The sequence below is a fragment of the Rahnella sp. R3(2024) genome (assembly GCF_042920125.1).
GTDB classification, from domain to species: Bacteria; Pseudomonadota; Gammaproteobacteria; order Enterobacterales; family Enterobacteriaceae; genus Rahnella; species Rahnella rivi.
The window spans coordinates 222,124-243,556 of the sequence record NZ_JBHGBU010000002.1 but is presented as its reverse complement, the minus strand read 5'-3'; the positions used below and the strand labels follow the sequence as shown (position 1 = coordinate 243,556).

The following is a 21,433-nucleotide window of genomic DNA, read 5'->3' as shown; positions in this document are numbered from 1 at the left end:
GCAAAAATGTCATGGTCGGACTGCCCGACGTAACATTTTTGCAAATTGGAGATAACGTCTCAAGATCACAAACGCGCGTTGCGGGGAGCGTAGCCGAATTCACGTTTGAAGAGAGTGGAGAAGTAGTTGCTGTCGCAGAAGCCGCACTGATGCGCAATATCAGTGATCGAGCTGTCGGTGAATCGCAGCAGGTTGCGGGCATTGAGCAGGCGCAGACGGTTGAGATTGTTGAGCGGCGTGCAGCCGGTTTGCTGCTTCATCTGCCGGTGCAGGGTGCGCAGCGACATCGAAAACTTTTCAGCCAGCACCGGCCAGTCGATCTCTTCGTCGTAATGCTCATTCATCCAGTCGAGCAAATTATTCAGGTCACCGCCCTGCCCGCTGTATCCCACCTCACGGCTGCCTTTTCGCAGCAGCAGTAAGAGTTGCATAAAATACAGTTCCTGCTGCGCCTGAGACTCCGGTGACGTTCGGACCGGTTTGCGCGCCAGCAGGTCGATCAGCGTTTTTGCCTGCACTATCTGGCCGGGATTGATACGCCAGTGCGCCGGATAAATGCCATCCACTTCCTGCGGCAGCAGATCGCCAAGACCATTCAGAAAGCGAAAAGCCTCCGGGCTGCGGTACAGCACGTTGGTCAGGTGCAGGTTATCGGTGTCTTCGTAGAGATGATGATCGCGGTGGCGCACAAAACAGACGCTGCCCGCGCTGAGCAACAGCGGCTGATCGTTAAAAACGTGGGTGCCGGTGCCCTGTTCGACCAGCACTATTTCATTAAAATCCTGATGATGATGTTCAGGAAACGTCTCCTGCGGATAACGGGGTTCAATGGCGACCGGGAAATCTCCTGAGGCAAAATATTCGCTACTGCGTAACACGGTCATTTGCGACTCCTTATTAACATTATCGTAATATCTTAGTCGTCGCTGCCCCCTCGCATCAGGCTGAAACTGTGACCCATCAGCCGCTTTTGAACAAAACCTTTCTTTCTGCCTCTGATCCTTCGAAATCCGCTGTGCGACGCAGGTTTACGCCTGATTTTAGTGCGGGTTTTCTGTATCAAAAACCTGTGTTTTTCTGACCGTTTGCGTTGCCCGCCACAACATTGTTATCAATTTGTGAGGTTGTTCTCTTAAACCTTTGCACCTTTGCCATAGTTGGCTTAGAACTGGCACTCGCGGAAAGGTCAGTTTATCAGCAACCTCCTAGAGTCGTGATCATGCGCCTGGCGCGTCGGCAACTTTTGGTCGTTAAACTTTATGCGGAGTACAAACAATGAAATTAAAACACGTACTGAGCCTTACCCTGATGGCGAGCAGTATCCTGCTGGCAGGCGCGGCATCGGCAGAAGTGAAAATTGCACTGGTCGCGAAATCACTGGGAAACGGATTTTTTGAAGCGGCCAACGTGGGCGCGCAGCAGGCAGCGAAAGAACTGGGCGACGTGAAAGTGATTTACACCGGCCCGACGACAACCACCGCCGAGGCGCAGATCGAAGTGCTGAACGGGTTGATCGCGCAGGGTGTCGATGCCATCGCAGTTTCCGCCAATGACCCGGATGCGTTAGTACCGGTGCTGAAAAAAGCCATGCAGCGCGGCATTAAAGTGGTGTCGTGGGATTCCGGTGTCGCCAAAGACGGCCGTCAGATCCACCTTAATCCGTCTAACAATGCGCTGATTGGCGAAACCAACGTCAAACTGGCCGCCGACGCGCTGAAAGCCCTGAACGTTGAGAAAGGCGACGTGGCTATCCTGAGCGCTACCCCAACCTCCACTAACCAGAATCTGTGGATTGCGGAGATGAAAAAGGTGCTGCCGAAATACCCTTCGGTGAATCTGGTGACCGTTGCGTATGGCGATGATCTGTCAGATAAAAGCTACCGTGAAACCATCGGCCTGCTGAAATCCTATCCGGATCTGAAAGTGATTATTTCTCCGTCTTCCGTGGGTATCGTGGCGGCGGCGCAGGCAGTGAAAGATCAGGGCAAAATCGGCAAGGTGTACGTGACCGGCCTGGGGCTGCCGTCTGAAATGGCCGGTGCCGTAAAATCCGGCGCGACCAAAAGCTTCGCCATCTGGAATCCGATCGATCTCGGTTACGCCGCCACCTATCTGGCTGACGATTTAGTCAAAGGTACCGCCACCAAAACCGAAGCCAGCATGGGCCGTTTAGGCAAAGTCAAACTGGACGCTGACGGCAGCGGCGCAATGGCAGAACCGTTCGTTTACGACGCCAGCAACATCGACAAATTCTCTAAAATATTCTGATCCTGAATGCGGCTGACCGGTCTGCGGTCAGCCGTTTTGTTGTGCTTCGTCAGGGGACATCTATGACCGATACCACACCGCTTTTATCACTAAAAGGCATCAGCAAAGTCTTTCCGGGCGTCAGGGCACTGAACAATGTGCATGTGGATTTATATCCGGGAAAAGTCACCGCCCTGATTGGCGAAAACGGCGCGGGGAAATCGACGCTGGTGAAAGTCATGACCGGAATTTATCAGCCGGAAGAGGGTGAACTGCGCTACAAAGCCATTCCGATCAAACTGCCGACGCCGGAATCCGCGCACAAAGTCGGGATCACCGCCATTCATCAGGAAACCGTGTTGTTTGACGAGCTTTCCGTTACCGAGAATATCTTCGTCGGCCACTACGTTTACGGCGGGCTGTTCAAACGCCTGAACTGGCCGGCGATGCATCAGCAGGCGCGCGACATTCTGACCCGCCTGGAAGTGAACATCGATCCGCACGCCACGCTGAAAGACCTGAGCATTGCGCAGCGCCATATGGTGGCGATCGCCCGCGCGCTGTCGTTTGATGCGCAGGTGGTGATCCTCGACGAACCGACCGCCGCACTTTCTCAGCATGAAATTGTTGAGTTTTATCAGATTGTCGAACGCCTGAAACATGAAGGCAAAGCCATCCTGTTTATCTCGCACAAGTTCGACGAGATCTTCTCTATTTCCGATTACTACACCGTATTGCGCGATGGCAGCTATGTCGGTTCCGGCAAAATCAGCGACATCAGCGAACAGCAGATGGTCACCATGATGGTTGGCCGTGAAGTCAGTCAGGCTTACCCGAAAGTGAACTGCGCGCCGGGCGAAACGGTGCTTGAGGTGCAAAACCTCAGCCATCCGACCGAATTTTCAGGCATTAATTTCTCGCTGCGCAAAGGCGAAATCCTCGGCTTTTACGGGCTGGTGGGCGCCGGACGCACCGAGCTGATGCAGGCGCTGTTTGGCGTTACACAGCCGGGCGGCGGCAAGATCCTGATCAACGGCAAAGAGCAGCACTTCTCGCGCCCTTCTCAGGCCATCCGGGCGGGGATTGTGTACGTGCCGGAAGAGCGCCAGAAACAGGGCGCGATCATTGATTTACCCATAAGCCAGAACATCAGCCTGCCGCAGCTCAGCCAGCTCAATCCGCGTGGCGTACTCAATGACAAAAAAGAGTGGGCGCTGGCAGATGATTACGCCCGGCGGTTGCAGGTCAAGGCATCGAGCTGGAAACAGGCGGTGGGCACGCTTTCTGGCGGGAATCAGCAAAAAGTGGTCATTGCCAAATGGCTGGCCACGAAACCGGACATCATCATTCTCGATGAGCCGACAAAAGGCATTGATATCGGCTCCAAAGCGGCGGTGCATCAGTTTATGTCTGAACTGGTCGGGCGCGGGCTGGCGGTGATTATGGTGTCATCCGAATTACCGGAAGTGATGGGCATGGCAGATCGCATCATCGTGATGCATGAAGGGCTGATGGTGGCGGAATTCAGGGCCGGTGAAGCCAGCGCAGAAATGATTGTCAGCGCCGCCAGTGGCGCGGGCGAGGAGGCAGCATGATCAGAAACCTGCTGAAATACCGCGAGCTGCTGCTGGCGGTGGTGATTGTCCTGATGGTGCTCGCCGTGGGCGCGCGTTCGCCGGAGTTTATCGGCATCGGTAATCTGCTGGAGATGTTTAACGATACCTCGATTCTGATCATCCTCGCCCTCGGGCAGATGATGGTTTTGCTGACCAAAGGCATCGATTTATCGATGGCGGCGAATCTGGCGCTGACCGGGATGATCGTCGCGCTGATTAACTTCCATCATCCGGATATTCCGGTGTGGTCGCTGGTGGTGCTGGCGACGCTGCTCGGGCTGGTGATGGGCGCGATTAACGGCCTGCTGGTGTGGAAAGTCGGTATTCCGCCGATTGTGGTCACGCTCGGCACCATGAGCATTTATCGCGGCATCATTTTTCTGCTCTCTAACGGTGGCTGGATCAACGCCCATCAGATGAGCCCGGATTTTCTCAGCCTGCCACGTGCGACCTTTATCGGCCTGCCGCTGCTCGGCTGGTGCGCGATTGCCGCGCTGATTCTGGTGGCGTACTTCCTGCGTTACAGCCGCACCGGTCGCGCGTTATATACCGCAGGCGGCAACGCGACGGCGGCGTATTACACCGGCATCAATGCGGGCAAAATGCAGTTCGTCAGCTTCTGCCTTTCCGGCGCGTTGGCCGGATTCTGTGGCTATCTGTGGATTTCACGCTTCGCGGTGGCGTACGTCGATGTCGCCAACGGCTTTGAATTGCAGATTGTTGCGGCGTGCGTCATCGGCGGCATCAGCACCATGGGCGGCATCGGTTCAGTGGTCGGCTGCCTGCTCGGCGCGCTGTTCCTCGGCGTTATCAACAATGCCCTGCCGGTGATTGAAGTGTCGCCGTTCTGGCAGATGGCGATTTCCGGCGGCGTGATTGTGATCGCGGTGATCCTCAACGAACGCGCCAATAAACGTAAAGGACGGCTGATCCTGCGTCACTCTCCTGCTGTCCAGCCTGTGCGAACTGAAACCGGGGTAAGATCATGAACAAGACCTTAGCATCGCGCACCGCGCCGCATTCCGCCGCCGGAGAAAAAACCACCCTGGCCGCCACGCCGTTTTTCCGCCGCCTGATGTGCTGGGAAGGTTTTTTACTGGTGGTCACGCTGCTGGTATTTGGCGTGAATGCCCTCGCTTCGCCCTACTTCCTCAATATCTGGAATCTGTCGGACGCGACCTTTAACTTCACCGAAAAAGCCATCATTGTGCTGCCGATGGCGATGCTGATCATCGCCCGCGAAATCGATTTGTCAGTCGCCTCAACCATGGCGCTGAGCTCAACGGTGATGGGGTTCTGCGCGCAGGCGGGTTTACCCACGCCGGCGCTGGTCGGCGTCGGGCTAAGCGTAGGATTGCTGTGCGGGCTGGTCAACGGGCTGCTGGTTACGCGGCTGAATCTGTCGTCTATCGTCATCACCATCGGCACCATGAGTCTGTTCCGTGGCATCACTTATGTGCTGCTCGGTGACCAGTCGCTCAACCAGTATCCGGCCAGTTTTGCATGGTTTGGTCAGGGCTACGTCTGGGGGCCGCTGTCGTTTGAATTCGCGCTGTTCCTGGTGCTCGGCGCGGTGTTTTATTTCCTGTTGCACAAAACGAATTTTGGCCGCCGCACTTACGCCATCGGCAACAATCCGGTCGCCGCGTGGTATTCAGGCATTAACGTCAAACGCCACAACCTGACGCTGTTCGTGCTGGTGGGTGTGATGTCCGGGCTGGCGTCGGTGTTGCTGACCTCACGCCTCGGCAGCACGCGTCCGACGCTGGCGCTCGGCTGGGAACTGAGCGTGATCACCATGGCGGTGCTCGGCGGTGTCAGCGTGCTCGGTGGCTCCGGCAGCATGACCGGCGTGATTATCGCCGCGTTCCTGATGGGGCTGCTGACCTTCGGCCTCAGCCTGCTGAATGTACCGGGCATTGTGATGTCGGTGATTGTCGGCGCGATGCTGATCGTGGTGATTTCGCTGCCGGTGCTGTACCGCAAAGTTCTGGCGCGGGGGAAATAGCGCCAGGTGTGTTATCCCCGCCTGCGGGCGGGGAGTTTAGTTCGAGAGCTGTGTTTCAATCCCTTCGCGTAATGCGTCCACAAGTTTCTCCAGCATAAATGCGACAAATGCAGTGCAATCACTGGCACGGTCGCACTCGCCAAGCACGCGATAATAATCCTGTTGCTGATTGTGAATCAGCGTCTCCACGGGCAGCCAGGCGAGCTCAGGTCGCCACTGGCTGAGGATCAAGGTTTGCCACAAACGCCCCATTCTTCCGTTGCCATCGGCAAACGGGTGGATGAATTCAAATTCGTAATGGAAAATACAGCTGGCAATCAACGGATGAATATCGGTTTCCTTCAGCCAGTTCAGCAACTCCGCCATCAGGCGTGGGAGCTGACCGGCGGGCGGAGCCATATGAATCAGCTGATTATCTCGATAGACCCCGACATCACCGCGACGCAGGTAGCCCGGCGCATCCACAAGACCCGTCATCATCAGCTGATGGGCTTTCAGGACATCTTCAAGACGATAGCTTTTCCAGACGGAAAGCTGTTCGTAAGTCAGAATGGCGTTACGCACTTCCTGAATGTCTTTTTGCGGGGCAAGCACGCGCTTGCCGTCCATGATGGCCGTGACCTGCTGTGTAGACAGGCTGTTATGTTCAATCGCCAGGGAAGCCTGAATGGTCCGGATGCGGTTTTCTTTGCGCAGCAGGACTGATGACTGTTCCGCATGCGCGGCCCAGCGCCCGAGTAATTCGCCAACCTCAACGACCCGGTGCAAAATGGCCGGCGTGATACTGTACGGTGGCTGATAACCGGCCATTCAGTGCTCCTTGAAGAAAAAATGAGAGTGAATAGTATCACGCGACAAAATCATCAAAAATTCTTCTTTACTGTCTCCCAGCCCTTTATTCCCTGACACTTGATTCAAAGGCACTGTCTGCCGTAGTTTACACCCTCGGGTTTGTTTCTGAATATCTTGAACTATGAGGAATATATATGCGGATTCTCGTTGTGGGCGCGGGCGCGACCGGCGGATATTTCGGTGCGCGGTTGGCGGAGGCCGGGCAGGATGTGACGTTTCTTTTACGTGAAAAGCGCGCGCTTGCGGTTCAGCGCGACGGGCTGACCGTGCACAGTCCGCACGGTGATTTCCATTTCCAGCCGTCAGTATTACAGGCATCGCAACTCACCGGACCTTATGACCTGATCCTGCTGACAGTGAAAAGCTTCGGGCTGGAAGCGGCGATTAAGGACATCGCGCCGGTGGTAGGTGAAGATACGATGATCCTGCCCGTGCTTAACGGCATGAAGCATATAGAAACGCTGAGCCAGCGTTTTGGCGAACACGCCCTCCTCGGCGGTTTATGCAAAATCAACGCGACCCTGGATGCCGATGGCCATATCCACCAGATGACCCCTATGCACCAGATTTATTACGGTGAACTCTCTGGCGAAAAAACCGCGCGCATTCAGCGTGTCGATCAGGCGTTCAAAGAGGCGGGTTTCGAGGCATTCCTTTCTGAAACGATCATGACCGATCTGTGGGAGAAATGGCTTTTGCTTTGCAGTTTTGGCGCGATCACCTGCACCATGCACGGCAATATCGGCCAGGTAGCGTCTGCACCGGGCGGCACGGAGTTTGCGACAGGCATCGTTAATGAAGCGCTGACCACCATGAAAGCGTTCGGTTATGCAGAACGCGCGGCGGCAGTGGCGAAAGTCAAAGAAGCCGTCACCGACAAACACTCTGAGCAAACCTCCTCCATGTACCGCGATATGACGCAGGGTAACCCGGTAGAAGCAGACCAGATTGTCGGCGATCTGGTAGAACGCGCAATTCGTGTGGGAATAAATGTTCCGCTTTTACAGGCGGCATATACCCATCTTTGTGTGTACCAGAAGAACCGCCAGAACGCTTAATTCTTTCCTGATGCCCGTTCCCGTAGCGGGCTATTTTTTCGATCCTTATCTTATCCCCTAATAATATAAAGCACATTCTCTGAATAAACCCCACTGGCTACAGGGATGCAAAATTTCAGCCAGTTCGTCATCATTCACATATAACAATATCCGGCCAACACAGAAGCGGCAGTGAAAAACTTACATTTACTTTACTGGTGAAGATGTGTTCAGAGACGGGAAAGGATCTTAAAAGATCGCAACGCGCAGAGGAAAAGTATTATCAGGTGACTCAATAGACTGGGATTTTTGAAAATAAAAACGGGTAAGGAAAGAGCAATATTGTTATCCGTGACTTCCTGTTTCGCGTTAACAAAACAGGAAATCCCAGAAACATCAGTAATACGGTCGTATCATTAACGCGCGATCAGGAAGCTTTCCAGCGTCGCACCGCCATCCAGAGCAATTTTAATTGCTGATGGCGTACGGCCCTGACCGGTCCAGGTTTTTTGCTCGCCGTTGGTATCTTTGTATTGATAAATGGCCGGGCGTGGCTGGCGTTTAGACTTGGTTTTGGTGGTTTCTTTCGTGCCCTGATGCGTGACCAGATCATCGATATCAATGCCGTCTTCTTCCAGCATTTTGCGATATTTAGATAATTTCTCGTTACGTTCTTGCTGTTGAGCGCTCACTGCTTTTACATTTTCGCGAGATTCTTCAACAATGGCCGTCAACTTCTCGAGGATTTCTTCCAGTGTTTCTAAAGGCATTTCACGTGCCTGTGCGCGAAGTGTACGGATATTATTCAAAACGTTTAATGCGTTGTCCATGATGTTCCTGCCAGTATGAGAGTTTATTTTTTGAAAGTGCGTCTGATTCTACACAAACAAATAACTATATCAATTGCGCCAGCGTAATATTACAGCTTGTTACGCAATATTCTGTCTGTTTGTTTCTTTGTATTAACTGACATTTCCATTAAGTGAAATTTTTACTCTTAGTTTTAATAGTGTCGCAGAGTGAATGATGCGCCCGATATAATGTTGCTTATATCGCCATTCTCCGCAGAGAGTTTATCTTTTTAACCCCCCTTCCGGAAAAAGTCCCCTTTTCCAGATGTTAAACACAGAATTTGCGAAAAATCCGCTGGAAGAATTCACATCACCCGACTTAGAATGTGACGCAAATCACATAAGAGTCGTTCCTTTCACCATGTACAAAACCCTGTTTTACGTCTTTGCGGGCTGCCTGATGTTCAAACTCGCGCTGGACTGGCAAATTATTTTGCAGGTAGCAGAGGGCTGATCTCCGACGCCATGGTCACGAATTCCGAGAGATTTCGCGTCAGACTTGCCCGCCGCCATATCAGCCAGGTCGTCAGAAACCGGTAATTCTCCGCCAGCGGCCAGCAACTGACCGTGCTGCTGCCGGGCATACTTTCCAGCATACTGCGCGGCATCAGCGCCAGCCCGCCACCGGCAATAACGCACGCCAGCATCCCGTGGTAAGACTCCATTTCATAGATTTTGCCCGGCGCAGCGTCATCTTCCCTGAACCAGCTTTCGAAATGCCGCCGGTAGGAACAGTTGGCGCGAAAGGCATACACAATCTCGCCGTTCACTTCCTGACCGCGGGTCACTGGCGGATGGTCGTGTGGCGCGACGATCACCATCTCTTCCTGATAGACCGGCACACCGTCGAGCACCGGATGCAGCACAGGGCCATCAACAAAGGTGGCTTCCAGCTCCCCTTCGAGCACTTTCTCCAGCAACTCTCCGGAAGGACCGGTGCTGAGCGCCAGCTCGACCTTGCCGAATTTCTGGTGATAACGCGTGAGCAGCGGCGGAATGCGCACCGCTGCGGTACTTTCCAGTGCCCCCAGCGCGAATACGCCCTGCGGTTCACTGCCGGATACGGACATCCGCGCCTCTTCCACCAAATCCAGAATACGGTTGTTGTAGCTGAGAAAATTTCGGCCAGCCGGTGACAGGCGAAGCCGCTGGTTCTCGCGGATAAACAATTCCACGCCCAGTTCGGCTTCCAGTTGCCTGATACGGGTGGTGAGATTGGAGGGTACGCGGTGCACCAGCAGCGCGGCGGCGCTGATACTGCCGGTTTGGGCCACGGCGCGGAACATCTCCAGTTGTGACAGATTCATAGCCATTCTCAAAAAATGAAAGGAAAGTTCATTTTTATTCATTTTTAATGAAACTCGCAAGCCGTTATTCTCTCTCCATCACTCCTGATGAGGAAAAATCAATGACCCAGGCCACTCCCCAGACTCACGCTATTTCACTGAATCCGTTCAACGGCGAACGCCTTGCTGACTACGCCTATGATTCACCCCAGGCGCTGGAAGCCGCCGTTTCTCAGGGCAGCGACGCCTTTAAACACTGGCGCAATGTGGACATCAGCGATCGCGCCACGCATCTGCTGCAACTGGCCGCTGAATTGCGAGATGACAGTGAAGACATTGCCCGCATGATCGCCCTTGAAATGGGTAAACCGGTAAAACAGGCGCGCGCGGAAGTCGAGAAGTCAGCCAGCCTGTGTGAATGGTATGCCAAACATGGCCCGGCCATGCTGGCACCGGAACCCACGCAGGTTGATAACGGTGAAGCGCACATCCATTACCGCCCCTCGGGGATGATTCTGGCGATAATGCCGTGGAATTTTCCGGTGTGGCAGATACTTCGCGGCGCAGTGCCGGCGCTGCTCGCCGGAAATACGTTTCTGCTAAAACCGGCGCCGAACGTTATGGGCACTACCTATAGGTTGAAGCAGGCGGTGCTGAAAGCCGGTTTCCCTGCCGGTGCGTTTGGTGTCATTAATGTCGATACGCCCGCCGTGGCGGGGATGATAGCCGATCGTCGCGTTACCGCCGTCACCGTCACCGGCAGCGTGCGCGCCGGGGCTGCCATTGCCGAACTGGCGGGTAAAGCGGTGAAGAAATGTGTGCTCGAACTCGGCGGTTCAGATCCGTTTATCGTGCTTAACGACGCAGATCTGGATGCGGCCGTGGCGGCTGCGGTCGCAGGCCGTTATCAAAATACCGGGCAGGTGTGTGCCGCCGCAAAACGCATGATTGTCGAAGCGGGCGTGCTCAATGCCTTTACGAAGAAATTTGTCGCCGCAACGCAGGCGCTGGTGACAGGTGATCCGCTGGACGAGGCCACGTACATCGGCCCGATGGCCCGTTACGATCTGCGCGATGAGCTGGATCAACAGGTACAGGACAGTCTGGCGCAGGGCGCAACTTTGCTGCTCGGCGGAGAGAAGATGGCCGGTAAAGGTAACTTCTATACGCCGACGGTTCTCGGGGACGTGACACCGGAGATGACGGCGTTCCGTCAGGAACTGTTTGGTCCGGTCGCCGCCATTACCGTGGCGCGTGATGCGCGGCATGCCGTTGAGCTGGCAAACGACAGCGAGTTTGGTTTGAGTGCGACGATCTTCACGGCCAATCTCGATCTGGCAAATGAGATGACCGGCGAACTGGAAACCGGCGGAGTCTTTATCAACGGTTACAGCGCATCGGATCCGCGCGTCGCCTTCGGCGGCGTGAAGAAAAGTGGTTATGGCCGCGAGCTTTCACACTTTGGTTTACGTGAATTCTGTAACGTGCAAACCGTCTGGACCGACCGCAAGTAATCGTCATCCCCCGCCCTGACCGATAATCACAGGATGGAAGCATCCTGTGATTATATCCTTTCGCTCTCTGCCGTTTTGCTGGCATCAGCAGCCAATAACCGCTTTGAATGACAAAGATAAATCCCTGATCAGCGTGTCAGATATTTCACCACTCTGTTCTGATGATTTATCTAAAAGACTTTTACCTCTGATGCCAGCCGTAGTGTTAATACGAATACAAGATCAGAGGAGAGAGCTTCATGTAAAGGTCATCGCCCAGGTAATTACACCCGCGACGACCGTAGTGAAGGTCAGCGCGACCAGAAAAAGAATGTCGATCACTTTTTCCAGCACCACATTACGACGCTGCCCGCGGGTTCTCAGCGCCCAGTAAGACATGATTGTGGTAGCCAGATACAAAATGGCGTTAATTGCCAGCAAATCATCGCCCAGCGTCCCTTCTCGTCTGAGAGTGGTAATAACCTGAAAAATCCCGATGACCGTAATACATACGCCGACCATTCCCGCCGACGCGGTAAATATGTGCACCGAAATATCTTCGTCCAGCCTGGCATTGGTTTTTTTTCTGAGCATATCCTTTTCATCCTGTGTTTCCGCTTAAGCGTTATTCCTGCGGGACAGCGTAAAACTGATAACAGAACGTTAAACATAGGCGATTCTTTCTCAGGGTGCGCAGTGGTGACCAGGCAAAAGGCGAGGTATGAAGTCAAAAGAGGTGAGTAAGATGGGTAATTACAGATACCCCCTTTTCTTGTAAGGTTTATGGCGCAGTTTCATCTCTTGTTTTTCATCATGGATTAAGGAACCGACATTATTATGGAAACGTCTGTATGGATAGTTGGAGCGGTGATTCTGATTTCATTCATTATCGCGGCGTTAAAACCCAGACGGTGCGATGTGTGTAATATCGCGTTTAAACGCAAATATTACACATGGGAATTAGAAGGGAAAAAGCAGCATTTGTGCCCAGGCTGTAATGGCAAAATGGAGAGAAAAATCAGCAAGGAAAGGTTTAAAAAGAGATTCGGATAACTGAGTGGCACGGCGGGGGCGTGACCCCTGTGTCTAAGATATTGACTTTACGCGGCATAAACAGACAATGTCTCCTTTCGAGCGACTACCTTACAGAATCGGAGTCTACCATCGTCTGCTCTCTCAGCGTTCTTCCACTCAAAAAAGTGAAGCATGGCATTGCTTTGGTGGCTGCCATGCTTTTGCTGGCCAGTTGTTCTTCCAAACCGCCGAAGTCTCTGGTTACGCCACTTCCGCCGGTCAGTACCAAGCCCCTGCCGGGTAAAACCACCCACGATAAGGAACCGGTACGCGGCGTCTGGCTGACCACGGTTTCTCGTCTGGACTGGCCACCGGTGGCCTCCGTCAATGTCAGCAGCCCTGCCCTGCGCATCAGCCTGCAGAAAAAAGCGCTGACGGATAAGCTTGATAAACTGAAAACGCTGGGTATCAACACCGTATTTTTCCAGGTAAAACCTGATGGTACTGCGCTGTGGGCGTCCAGAATTTTGCCGTGGTCAGACATGATGACCGGTAAAATTGGTCAGGATCCTGGCTATGATCCGTTGCAGTTCATGCTTGATGAAGCGCACAAGCGTGGCATGAAAGTCCACGCCTGGTTTAATCCGTATCGGGTTTCGGTTAACACCAAATCTTCCACCGTGGCGGAACTCAATAATACCCTGACCCTGAACCCGGCCAGTGTCTTTGTCCTGCATCGCGACTGGATCCGCACCGCCAGCGATCGCTTTGTGCTCGACCCCGGTATCCCCGATGCACGTGACTGGATCACCAGCATTGTCGCTGAAGTGGTGTCCCGTTATCCTGTCGATGGTGTGCAGTTTGATGATTATTTCTATACGGAATCCCCCGGCTCCAGCCTCAACGACAACCTGACGTTCCAAAAATATGGCAAGGGGTTTGCCTCTAAAGCGGACTGGCGGCGACACAATACCCAGCAGTTGATCGAGCAGGTTTCCCGCACCATTAAACAGCTCAAACCGGACGTCGAGTTTGGCGTCAGCCCGGCTGGTGTATGGCGCAATCAGTCGCACGATCCGGCCGGTTCCCGCACGCAAGGCGCAGCGGCCTATGACGAAGCTTATGCCGATACCCGTCTTTGGGTTCAGCAGGGATTGCTTGATTACATTGCCCCGCAGCTGTACTGGCCTTTCTCGCGCAAAGCCGCGCGTTATGACGTACTGGCTAGCTGGTGGGCTGAGGTGGTCAAACCGACACACACGCGCCTTTATATTGGCATCGCGCTGTACAAAATCGGCGAACCTTCAAAAAATGAACCCGACTGGATGGTTAACGGCGGCGTGCCGGAACTGAAAAAACAGCTGGATTTAAACGACGCAGTACCCCAAATCCAGGGCACCATTCTCTTCAGAGAGAACTATCTCAACCAGCCGCAGACGCAGGAAGCCGTTCGTTATCTGAAAAGTCGCTGGGGGAGCTGACCGGCTAATTCGTCAGCGCCTCATTGGTTTTCCGCATGGCAAAAAAGCCGCCTTCAGTGCCTGAGGCGGCTTTTTCTTTACATCCTGTTATTTAAACAGACGCAGCAGATGATCTATCAGCAGGGAAGACAGGGTGAAATCCGGGTCCGCAAAAGTGACACCCTGAGCGCCGAGATGAGCAAACAGCGGCAGGGTCAGCGCAGGGAGAACACACAACAACAGCCCGTTGATGCCGCTGGCGATGACCGCGCCACGGAACCCGCCGGTCGCGTTACCGAAGATGGCCGCAGCGCCGCCGGTAATAAAGCTCGCCATGATGCCAGGAACAATAATCGGCAATCCGATAAACGGAAAAATCAGGATACACACCAGTTCCACTGAGAAACTCACCAGAAAACCAATCAGCGTGGCATTCGGCGCTTTGGTGAACAGCACCATCACATCAACGGCCGGCACAGCGCCGGGCGCGAAGACTCGGGAAAATCCTTTAAAGGCCGGTACGATTTCCGCCGTAAATAAGTTAACGCCCGCCTTCGCTAAATAAAGTCCGCAGGCAAACACGGCTGACTGTTCAAGAATGAAAATAACCATATTCTTATCTGCCGCGCCCGCCCCGTACACCAGCGTCATGGCAGTTTTGATCTGCGGTTGCGTGGCGAAAACGCAGGAGATCAACAGCAGAACTAACATCGTCAGCAATGTGGCGATATTGGGTTCACGAAGGAAGTCGAATTTATTACTGATTTTGAGATGTTCTGTGTCGGTTTTCTTATTGCCGAACCATTTCCCCATATAAGAACCAATAATGTAAGACGAGATCGCGGCATGGGAAATCGCATATTCATCTGAGCCGATGATTTCACGGCTAAATTTATTAAGAAAGAAGGGTGAGGCTGCCATATAGAAGCCGATAAATATCGACGAGATGATAATGATTGGATAATGGCTGTAGCCTAACTGCATCAGTACCGCGGTTAATGCAAAGGACATAAACAGCACCAGATGCAGCGAAAGATAGATAAATTTCAGGCGGGTAAATCTGGCCAGAAGAATATTTATCACCATGGAGAAAAGCAAAATAATCGCTGCGGTGGAACCAATCTGATCTATGGTTGCGGCCATGATCGCTTCGTTGCTGGGCACCACGCCGACAATGTCAAAAGCGCTGGAAAACAACGTACTAAACGCCGTTAACACTTTCATCAGGATTGAACCACCGACCTTGATCATGGTGAATCCGATGAAAGAAAGCGCCGTACCCGTGATTATTCTGGATACGGATGCCCTCTGAAACAGCAACCCCAGAAAAGCAATAATCGCAATTATCACCGCCGGCGTTCTAACCAAACTCAGAAATATATCCATCTTCCCCTCTTGTATTGAATTTTATTGTTTGAAAATTGCGGCACTTGTTATTTTTTAAAAACTTTAAATTCACATAAAATCAACATTCGCACTCATCACTGCTCATATATAATGTGAAGATAAATTAATGAACCGCTGTTTCTTTTTATTTGGACTGATGTTTTATATAGATCACTAACAAGAGATGATGTGAACTGAGTCGCAATTAGTACAGGAGGGAATATATTTGAATCCGTTTTGGAAGGCAGTTAACAGGGTTTTGCTGAAAGCTAACGGGTCATATGTTCCTTTATGGCCATTCGTTAGCGGATGTCGTCAAATTACCTGTCGTTTTGGTTCAAGCCGTCTGAAGCGACGGCGGATGTAATCCGCTGCAACACACAAAATTTCTCTGGAAAGCATCTCTTACTTCCATCATTAGCCAGTTGGTTTAGCGACTTAAGCTGAGCTACAGTCCGCCCGCAATATCCTACAAGAACAAAATTGAGTCGCATTCGGTTTACATATTATAAAATTCACGGCAATAATCGCCGTGAATTGTGAATTTCATAAACAAAAGGGGTTGTATGCTTAATACCGATGCGAGACAACGACTCAAAACGTTATTGCCCTCAGGCTTGGTGGCTACAAAAGCATGGCTTCAACAGCAAGGATTAGACCTGCATTTTATCGATAATGCGGTTAAAAGCAGGACATTGCGGATGCTCGTTCCGGGTGTGTATGTTTGTGATGAAACACCCTTAAGCTGGCAAGGCATCGTATCTTCTCTTCAGCGTATGCAACCTGCGTTCATCACTGTGGGGGGGATTACGGCGTTGAATCTGGAAGGTTTAGCACACTATCAGATTAAAAATCAGATCGTACCTGTCAGCCTTTATTCTGCAGGTTCGCCACCGGCATGGTTAAACAAAATCACTGCCTGCGCGAATTTTGAATGGCGCGGCACACGCCGTTTATGGCCCGACAGCATCATTGAAAATGCAGCATATCTCCGCGAAAGCCAATGGCGACAATCACTGCCGCCGCTGCACTATTCCGGGCCAGAAAGAGCCATAATTGAACTTCTCGCAGATGTACCGAAAAACATCAGTTTTGAACATGTGGACCAAATCATGCAGGGGCTTTTCACCCTCTCTCCCCGCAAACTTGAACCGCTGTTACTGGCAAACTGCAGTATCAGATCAAAACGTCTCTTCCTTTGGCTGGCAGAGCGCCATAACCACGCCTGGTTAAAATACCTTAAGCCTGAACAGTATGAGCTAGGCAGCGGAAAGCGGGTGATTGCTCATTCCGGCAGACTGGACACCACCTGGAATATCACCGTACCCAAGGATATGTAATCAAGAATGGACAGGGAAAGTATTTACTACAAACAGGTGCAGTTGCTGTTACAGCTGCTTCCTCTTATTGCCAAACACGATTGCTTTGCACTTAAGGGGGGGACGGCAATCAATCTTTTTATACGTGATTTTCCCCGCTTATCTGTTGATATCGATCTCGTGTATTTGCCCGTACTGGAGCGGGATGCTTCCCTCAGGGGTATCAAGTCTGCATTAGATAATATTGCTCATTCTATACTCGTTACCCTCCCGGGCAGCAAAGTCCGTAAGTCCTACGAAGATAAAGATGATGCATTGCGGCTGACGGTTATACGTAACGGGGTCATGATAAAGATTGAACTCTCACCGGTATTAAGAGGAACCGTATATGAACCGGCCCTTCTCCCTGTCTGTGAGACGGTGGAAAATGAGTTTGGCTTTGCTGAGGTTTCAGTGGTGTCATTTGCTGATCTCTATGCCGGAAAAATTTGCGCGGCGCTCGACCGTCAACATCCAAGAGATTTGTTTGACATCAAATTCTTACTCGACAATGAGGGCCTCACTCCGTTACTGCGTAAAGCTTTGATGGTTTATATCATCAGTCATTCACGCCCTATCGCCGAGTTACTGCGGCCACATTTAAAAGACATCGCCGGGATCTATGAGGGTGAATTTCGCAGCATGGCAGATAAAGATGTTCCGCTGGATGAATTGCTCGCCGTGCGCAAACAATTGATTAAGCAAATCCATGCTGAAATGACTACAGATGAAAGAACATTTTTACTGTCATTCAAAAACAGAGATCCTGACTGGAATTTGCTGGGCCTGGATAACATAGATAAGTTGCCCGCAGTACGCTGGAAGCAACAAAATCTGTCGAATATGCCAGCAAATAAACACGCAGAAGCACTGAATCAACTGAGGACAGTTCTTGAAAAAATCATGTAACCCTCGATATGAACTGAATTATCTTCGGACAAAAATCTGTCCATGTTTTCAAGCGAACGGAAACTGTCTGGTTATTATCATTCCGGCCACCGTAATTGCCTTTTGCGGTGCTCATGTCAAAAGTACCGAACCTGTAACTAAGTGAAAGCATCCTCTTTAGAGATCGCGTTAATTGTGACGGAAGTTTTCTTAACAACTAATTAGCAATTAAAGCTAAACGTCGTTACATGAAAAGGTGTTTCTTAGAGTTGTGCCCGCTCGAATTCTTATTCCCGCAAGTCACGAAATGAATGAGTAGCACGGCTATACGCCCGAACCTGAAGATGAACTAATGAGGAATAAAATCATGAAAGGCTTAGTAAATGATGTCTTGTCTATATTCTTTCCCAAGGATGTCAAACCTGTCTTAATCCGCTCAGGATTATCGCATCGTGAAATTTCCTCACTGCAGGCTGTAGGGGTGACAACGGTGTCATGGGCAACGTCCATGGAAGAACTCAACAACGCATTTGTTAAAAAAGCGTTAGCGGCGGGTGCGGTCGGCTATCACATTACCAATGTGGAATCGCACAAACCGGGTAAAGATCAGCAGCACGTTATGGCGGCTACCGCCACTGTTTACAACATTAATCATAAACTGGCTTATGACTGATGTTTCAGAATGGCCGCACGGCTTGCCGGACAATGTGTAAGAAATGAAGGAAAGGCGCAGGATGCGCCCTTTTTTATGCTGCCATAAAAAAACCCACCCCCACTTTGCAGCGGGAATGGGCTTTCAGCATCGCTTAGCGTAAAACCAAATTACATCTGGATCAGATGTTTGATTTTCACGTCAGGATTGGTGTCTGCAGCGTAATCCACGCCGTTCAGGCCGAAACCGAACAGACGCATGAATTCGCTTTTGTAGCCGACGAAATCGGTCAGTTCCGGGATGTTGTCATTGGTGACTTCATTCCACAGTTTGCCCACTTCGTCCTGTACTTCTGGCGCGATCTCTTTCAGGTCAGCGCGCAGACGGCCTTCGTTATCCACCAGCGGCTCAGCGCCGTACAGGCTGTCTTTGTACAGACCGTAAACCTGCTCGATACAACCTTCGTGAGTGCCTTTCTCTTTCATCACTTTGAACAGCAGTGACAAGTACAGCGGCATCACAGGGATGGCAGAACTCGCCTGAGTCACCACGGCTTTCAGTACGGAAACACGCGCGTCGCCGCCCTGCTCTGCCAGTGTGCTGCGGATATCCAGAACACGTTTGTCCAGATCCTTCTTCGCTTCACCGATAGAACCGTTCCAGTAGATGTCCTGCGTCACTTCTTCACCCAGATAGGTGAAGGCTGTGGTTTTCGCGCCGTCAGCCAGCACACCGGCGGCTTTCAGGTCGTCGATCCACATCTGCCAGTCTTCACCGCCCATAACGGCCACGGTGCCTGCGATTTCTTCAGGCGTTGCCGGTTCCAGCGTGGTTTCGTTGATGGTTTCTTTGTCGGTATTGATACCGCGAATGGTGACTTGCTTACCGATTGGTTTCAGAGTGGAGTTGAACACTTCACCGGTTTTCGGATGGGTACGGCGCGGCGCAGCCAGGCTGTAAACCACCAGATCAACCTGACCGAGATCTTGTTTGATCAGCTCAATGGTCTTTTGCTTCACTTCATCAGAGAACGCGTCGCCGTTGATGCTTTTCGCATACAGACCTTTTGCATCCGCAAATTCTTCGAAGGCCGCGGAGTTGTACCAGCCTGCGGTCGCGGTTTTGGATTCATCACCAGCACGTTCGAAGAAGATGCCGAGCGTGGCAGCGTCAGAACCGAAAGCAGCAGAGATGCGGGCAGCGAGGCCGTAACCGGTAGAAGCGCCGATCACCAGGACTTTTTTCGGACCGCCGGCAATTTTGCCCTGAGCGGTAACGTAGTCGATTTGTTCTTTAACGTTCGCCTTGCAACCTTCCGGATGGGCAGTAACACAGATAAAGCCACGGATGCGTGGTTTGATAATCATATAGACCTCATTGCAACTGTCTCAGTAAATTGGCCGATAGAATATAGGTTTGCGCCGTTTCAGGCAAAACCTGACGCTCCATCGCCCGCTAAACAGACTTCTCTGAAGTGAAAACAGGCTCGTTTTCAGCCAAAAGCCTAAAAAGTGAACCAAAAGTGATCCCTGAAGTGTAACCCAGTTCCGCCGGGATTTTCATTTCACGCCTCACGCATTCCAAAAGCATGACGGCGGCAAACCGGGCATGCCTTTTCCTGAGCAGTCCAGGCGGGAAACTGGCGATGGCACACCCGGCATTCGGCGTGTTCAAGCGGGTAAACCTCTGACGTCCCTTCGCTGCTTTCCTGTACGGATAACGCAGCGTCAAAGCACACTGCCTCACAGTTGCCGCAGCCGGTGCATTTTACCGGGTCCAGCGTCAATGCCTGCGCATCCAGCCGGATGGCTTGTTCAGCGCACACCCGGCTGCAGGCACCGCACAGCGAGCAGCTTTCTGTTGCGATAACAGGGCGAAACTCGCTGAACTGCGTGAAACGGGCGCGTCTGGCGTGGCGTCCGACGGGTACGCTGCCCGCTGAAACGCCTTCATTTTTCAGATGCAGCCAGCGGCGGCGTGCGCCGTTCAGCGTTTGCGGGGATGGCGGAACAATATTCCACAGCGGTTCCTGCATGTGTCTGAGACGAACGTTCAGCGCGGCGACGGCCTGAAACCAGCCAGCCGCGCTGTCCGCGTCCATCTCAACAAAACGGATGCCAAATTCACTGTGCCAGATCAGCAGTTCTTCAGGGCATGGCGCGACGGCACTCAGCGGCATCACCAGCCGGTCACCACGATAATGCCGTGTAGCCGGAGCAATGCCCTCCGGAGAACCGCTCGGGCAGTTGAAAAGACAATATCCGCAGCCGATACAGGCCTGCGGATTGATTACCATCGTGCCTTCTGCGTTCAGCGTAACCGCACCGGTCGGGCAGACGTCGGCGCAGGCCACACAGCGGCTGTTTTTCACCGTATTGCGCACGCAGGCCCGCCCGGCGCTGATTTGGTCCGGGCGGGCATCAGGCAAAAACACACTCATCAGTGAATGCTGAAGAAGTTAAAACGCAGCATGATTTCTGCCAGCAACACCGCCGCGCCACCGGTCAGCAGCTGCAACCGGCCAATGCGGTGGGTTTGCAGGCTGCGCGCCGTGATGACCGTGCCCGCGGTCAGTATCACCCACGCCACCAGGCGCAACGTGCCGGACTGCGCGAAGGCAACCAGCGGCTGATGCGGGAAGGTCACCGCATCACGGCTCACCCCGTTCAGATACGCCAGATACACCGGTTGTTCCAGCAGGCGCGCCAGTGTAACCGCGATCAGTATGCCACCGCAGAACACCGCGATCCTCCGCGCCCGTTGCCAGGGCAGCCAGGGGCAGCGCGAAATCCGCCACAGCGCGGTGATCGCGCCCAGACTCAGCGCGCTCCCATAAAACATCACGTACGTATTGATGTGCATCCAGGTCGCGACAGACGCATGCACGTAAATCGCGCTCATGCAAAAGAGATCAATCAGGCCCAGCAGCGAAGCAAGCAACAGAAACGATATCACCACGCGTTTTGACACCAGCGCAATCAGCGTTGTCAGCCCCAGCACCCCGAGATAAAGGCTGGCGAAGACAATTTCCCTGCTCAGCCAGGAACTGCCGATGTGGCTCAGCGCGTGAAACGCATTGAGCGGATAGCCCAGATGCGCTGTTGACGCGACAAGTCCCAGCGCACCGGCGATGAAAGCGAGCAACATAGCCGGTGCGGCGACGCGCCATTTTTCCTGCACGTGCAGACGGTCAGCGGCATACACCAGTGTGAATGTGGTGAAAACGGTGCTGCCAACGGAAAGTTGGATCAGCAACGTAAAGACGATCAGTGGCCATTCCTGCAT

General features: G+C 52.6%; 18 protein-coding genes and 1 pseudogene. 10 read left to right on the top strand and 9 right to left on the bottom strand.

From position 1 onward, the window contains the following. Nucleotides 1–65: 65 nt before the first annotated feature. Nucleotides 66–884, bottom strand: a complete 819-nt coding sequence (gene rhaS / locus ABSH60_RS21580) for an HTH-type transcriptional activator RhaS (RefSeq protein ID WP_390976087.1) — start codon at nucleotides 882–884, stop codon at nucleotides 66–68. Between the two features lie 391 nt (nucleotides 885–1,275). Here rhaS (ABSH60_RS21580) and rhaS (ABSH60_RS21575) point away from each other — a divergent pair, with 391 nt between their 5' ends. The 4 genes from rhaS (ABSH60_RS21575) to ABSH60_RS21560 all read left to right on the top strand — a co-directional run bounded on the left by rhaS (ABSH60_RS21575) (nucleotide 1,276) and on the right by ABSH60_RS21560 (nucleotide 5,871). Continuing rightward, nucleotides 1,276–2,268: a rhamnose ABC transporter substrate-binding protein gene (gene rhaS, locus ABSH60_RS21575; protein WP_056779797.1), complete on the top strand. Its 993-nt coding sequence runs from the start codon at nucleotides 1,276–1,278 to the stop codon at nucleotides 2,266–2,268. A 62-nt stretch (nucleotides 2,269–2,330) separates the two neighbouring features. Next, nucleotides 2,331–3,842 carry a sugar ABC transporter ATP-binding protein gene (locus ABSH60_RS21570; RefSeq protein WP_056779794.1) on the top strand — a complete coding sequence of 504 codons (1,512 nt, stop codon included), beginning with the start codon at nucleotides 2,331–2,333 and terminating at the stop codon, nucleotides 3,840–3,842. Continuing rightward, nucleotides 3,839–4,852: an ABC transporter permease gene (locus tag ABSH60_RS21565; RefSeq protein ID WP_183849432.1), complete on the top strand. Its 1,014-nt coding sequence runs from the start codon at nucleotides 3,839–3,841 to the stop codon at nucleotides 4,850–4,852. The genes ABSH60_RS21570 and ABSH60_RS21565 overlap by 4 nt, the downstream gene beginning before the upstream one ends. Beyond that, nucleotides 4,849–5,871 (top strand): ABC transporter permease, encoded by a 1,023-nt coding sequence (locus tag ABSH60_RS21560; protein ID WP_371414328.1) that lies wholly within the window; start codon nucleotides 4,849–4,851, stop codon nucleotides 5,869–5,871. The genes ABSH60_RS21565 and ABSH60_RS21560 overlap by 4 nt, the downstream gene beginning before the upstream one ends. A gap of 48 nt (nucleotides 5,872–5,919) precedes the next feature. Here ABSH60_RS21560 and ABSH60_RS21555 read toward each other — a convergent pair. Beyond that, nucleotides 5,920–6,681: pseudogene (locus tag ABSH60_RS21555) on the bottom strand (Fic family protein); the annotation flags it as partial. A gap of 176 nt (nucleotides 6,682–6,857) precedes the next feature. Between ABSH60_RS21555 and panE the strand changes: the two are divergent. After that, on the top strand, nucleotides 6,858–7,781 hold the full coding sequence (gene panE / locus ABSH60_RS21550) for a 2-dehydropantoate 2-reductase (RefSeq protein ID WP_390976084.1): 924 nt from the start codon (nucleotides 6,858–6,860) through the stop codon (nucleotides 7,779–7,781). A 395-nt stretch (nucleotides 7,782–8,176) separates the two neighbouring features. Here the strand turns inward: panE and ABSH60_RS21545 are convergent, their stop codons facing one another. Continuing rightward, nucleotides 8,177–8,590: an H-NS family nucleoid-associated regulatory protein gene (locus ABSH60_RS21545; RefSeq protein WP_122096830.1), complete on the bottom strand. Its 414-nt coding sequence runs from the start codon at nucleotides 8,588–8,590 to the stop codon at nucleotides 8,177–8,179. 449 nt (nucleotides 8,591–9,039) lie between these two features. Next, on the bottom strand, nucleotides 9,040–9,918 hold the full coding sequence (locus tag ABSH60_RS21540) for a LysR family transcriptional regulator (protein ID WP_122096954.1): 879 nt from the start codon (nucleotides 9,916–9,918) through the stop codon (nucleotides 9,040–9,042). Nucleotides 9,919–10,019: 101 nt separating this feature from the next. Here ABSH60_RS21540 and ABSH60_RS21535 point away from each other — a divergent pair, with 101 nt between their 5' ends. Next, nucleotides 10,020–11,411, top strand: a complete 1,392-nt coding sequence (locus ABSH60_RS21535) for an aldehyde dehydrogenase family protein (protein WP_390976081.1) — start codon at nucleotides 10,020–10,022, stop codon at nucleotides 11,409–11,411. Nucleotides 11,412–11,648: 237 nt separating this feature from the next. On the opposite strand, the gene ABSH60_RS21530 is transcribed toward ABSH60_RS21535, so the two are convergent. Next, the gene (locus ABSH60_RS21530; RefSeq protein WP_056779774.1) at nucleotides 11,649–11,984 is read right to left on the bottom strand and encodes a hypothetical protein; all 336 of its coding nucleotides are present in this window, start codon (nucleotides 11,982–11,984) and stop codon (nucleotides 11,649–11,651) included. Nucleotides 11,985–12,619: 635 nt separating this feature from the next. Here ABSH60_RS21530 and ABSH60_RS21525 point away from each other — a divergent pair. Beyond that, on the top strand, nucleotides 12,620–13,885 hold the full coding sequence (locus ABSH60_RS21525; protein WP_217204429.1) for a glycoside hydrolase family 10 protein: 1,266 nt from the start codon (nucleotides 12,620–12,622) through the stop codon (nucleotides 13,883–13,885). A gap of 87 nt (nucleotides 13,886–13,972) precedes the next feature. On the opposite strand, the gene ABSH60_RS21520 is transcribed toward ABSH60_RS21525, so the two are convergent. After that, the gene (locus ABSH60_RS21520; protein ID WP_136376949.1) at nucleotides 13,973–15,250 is read right to left on the bottom strand and encodes a PTS ascorbate transporter subunit IIC; all 1,278 of its coding nucleotides are present in this window, start codon (nucleotides 15,248–15,250) and stop codon (nucleotides 13,973–13,975) included. 566 nt (nucleotides 15,251–15,816) lie between these two features. Here ABSH60_RS21520 and ABSH60_RS21515 point away from each other — a divergent pair. The 3 genes from ABSH60_RS21515 (at nucleotide 15,817) to ABSH60_RS21505 (ending at nucleotide 18,169) form a co-directional block, all read left to right on the top strand. Further along, a complete protein-coding gene (locus tag ABSH60_RS21515) occupies nucleotides 15,817–16,590 on the top strand; it encodes a type IV toxin-antitoxin system AbiEi family antitoxin domain-containing protein (protein ID WP_390976079.1) in 774 nt (257 codons plus the stop codon). Between the two features lie 6 nt (nucleotides 16,591–16,596). Beyond that, nucleotides 16,597–17,517: a nucleotidyl transferase AbiEii/AbiGii toxin family protein gene (locus ABSH60_RS21510; protein WP_390976077.1), complete on the top strand. Its 921-nt coding sequence runs from the start codon at nucleotides 16,597–16,599 to the stop codon at nucleotides 17,515–17,517. Nucleotides 17,518–17,863: 346 nt separating this feature from the next. Further along, a complete protein-coding gene (locus ABSH60_RS21505) occupies nucleotides 17,864–18,169 on the top strand; it encodes a DUF1471 domain-containing protein (protein WP_056779759.1) in 306 nt (101 codons plus the stop codon). A 149-nt stretch (nucleotides 18,170–18,318) separates the two neighbouring features. Here ABSH60_RS21505 and fabV read toward each other — a convergent pair whose 3' ends face one another. The 3 genes from fabV to ABSH60_RS21490 all read right to left on the bottom strand — a co-directional run bounded on the left by fabV (nucleotide 18,319) and on the right by ABSH60_RS21490 (nucleotide 21,433). Beyond that, nucleotides 18,319–19,515: an enoyl-ACP reductase FabV gene (fabV, locus tag ABSH60_RS21500; RefSeq protein ID WP_390976075.1), complete on the bottom strand. Its 1,197-nt coding sequence runs from the start codon at nucleotides 19,513–19,515 to the stop codon at nucleotides 18,319–18,321. Nucleotides 19,516–19,712: 197 nt separating this feature from the next. After that, the gene (locus tag ABSH60_RS21495; RefSeq protein WP_390976073.1) at nucleotides 19,713–20,588 is read right to left on the bottom strand and encodes a 4Fe-4S dicluster domain-containing protein; all 876 of its coding nucleotides are present in this window, start codon (nucleotides 20,586–20,588) and stop codon (nucleotides 19,713–19,715) included. Beyond that, a complete protein-coding gene (locus tag ABSH60_RS21490; RefSeq protein WP_390976070.1) occupies nucleotides 20,588–21,433 on the bottom strand; it encodes a DmsC/YnfH family molybdoenzyme membrane anchor subunit in 846 nt (281 codons plus the stop codon). Before ABSH60_RS21490 ends, ABSH60_RS21495 begins: the two co-directional genes overlap by 1 nt.

Coding starts and splice junctions, on each gene's coding strand:
- ABSH60_RS21525 (WP_217204429.1), top strand. CDS start 12,620: ATGCTTTTGCTGGCCAGTTGTTCTTCCAAACCGCCGAAGTCTCTGGTT.
- ABSH60_RS21510 (WP_390976077.1), top strand. CDS start 16,597: ATGGACAGGGAAAGTATTTACTACAAACAGGTGCAGTTGCTGTTACAG.
- ABSH60_RS21570 (WP_056779794.1), top strand. CDS start 2,331: ATGACCGATACCACACCGCTTTTATCACTAAAAGGCATCAGCAAAGTC.
- ABSH60_RS21540 (WP_122096954.1), bottom strand. CDS start 9,918: ATGAATCTGTCACAACTGGAGATGTTCCGCGCCGTGGCCCAAACCGGC.
- fabV (WP_390976075.1), bottom strand. CDS start 19,515: ATGATTATCAAACCACGCATCCGTGGCTTTATCTGTGTTACTGCCCAT.
- rhaS (WP_056779797.1), top strand. CDS start 1,276: ATGAAATTAAAACACGTACTGAGCCTTACCCTGATGGCGAGCAGTATC.
- ABSH60_RS21515 (WP_390976079.1), top strand. CDS start 15,817: ATGCTTAATACCGATGCGAGACAACGACTCAAAACGTTATTGCCCTCA.
- ABSH60_RS21505 (WP_056779759.1), top strand. CDS start 17,864: ATGAAAGGCTTAGTAAATGATGTCTTGTCTATATTCTTTCCCAAGGAT.
- panE (WP_390976084.1), top strand. CDS start 6,858: ATGCGGATTCTCGTTGTGGGCGCGGGCGCGACCGGCGGATATTTCGGT.
- ABSH60_RS21560 (WP_371414328.1), top strand. CDS start 4,849: ATGAACAAGACCTTAGCATCGCGCACCGCGCCGCATTCCGCCGCCGGA.
- ABSH60_RS21520 (WP_136376949.1), bottom strand. CDS start 15,250: ATGGATATATTTCTGAGTTTGGTTAGAACGCCGGCGGTGATAATTGCG.
- rhaS (WP_390976087.1), bottom strand. CDS start 884: ATGACCGTGTTACGCAGTAGCGAATATTTTGCCTCAGGAGATTTCCCG.
- ABSH60_RS21495 (WP_390976073.1), bottom strand. CDS start 20,588: ATGAGTGTGTTTTTGCCTGATGCCCGCCCGGACCAAATCAGCGCCGGG.
- ABSH60_RS21490 (WP_390976070.1), bottom strand. CDS start 21,433: ATGCAGGAATGGCCACTGATCGTCTTTACGTTGCTGATCCAACTTTCC.
- ABSH60_RS21545 (WP_122096830.1), bottom strand. CDS start 8,590: ATGGACAACGCATTAAACGTTTTGAATAATATCCGTACACTTCGCGCA.
- ABSH60_RS21535 (WP_390976081.1), top strand. CDS start 10,020: ATGACCCAGGCCACTCCCCAGACTCACGCTATTTCACTGAATCCGTTC.
- ABSH60_RS21530 (WP_056779774.1), bottom strand. CDS start 11,984: ATGCTCAGAAAAAAAACCAATGCCAGGCTGGACGAAGATATTTCGGTG.
- ABSH60_RS21565 (WP_183849432.1), top strand. CDS start 3,839: ATGATCAGAAACCTGCTGAAATACCGCGAGCTGCTGCTGGCGGTGGTG.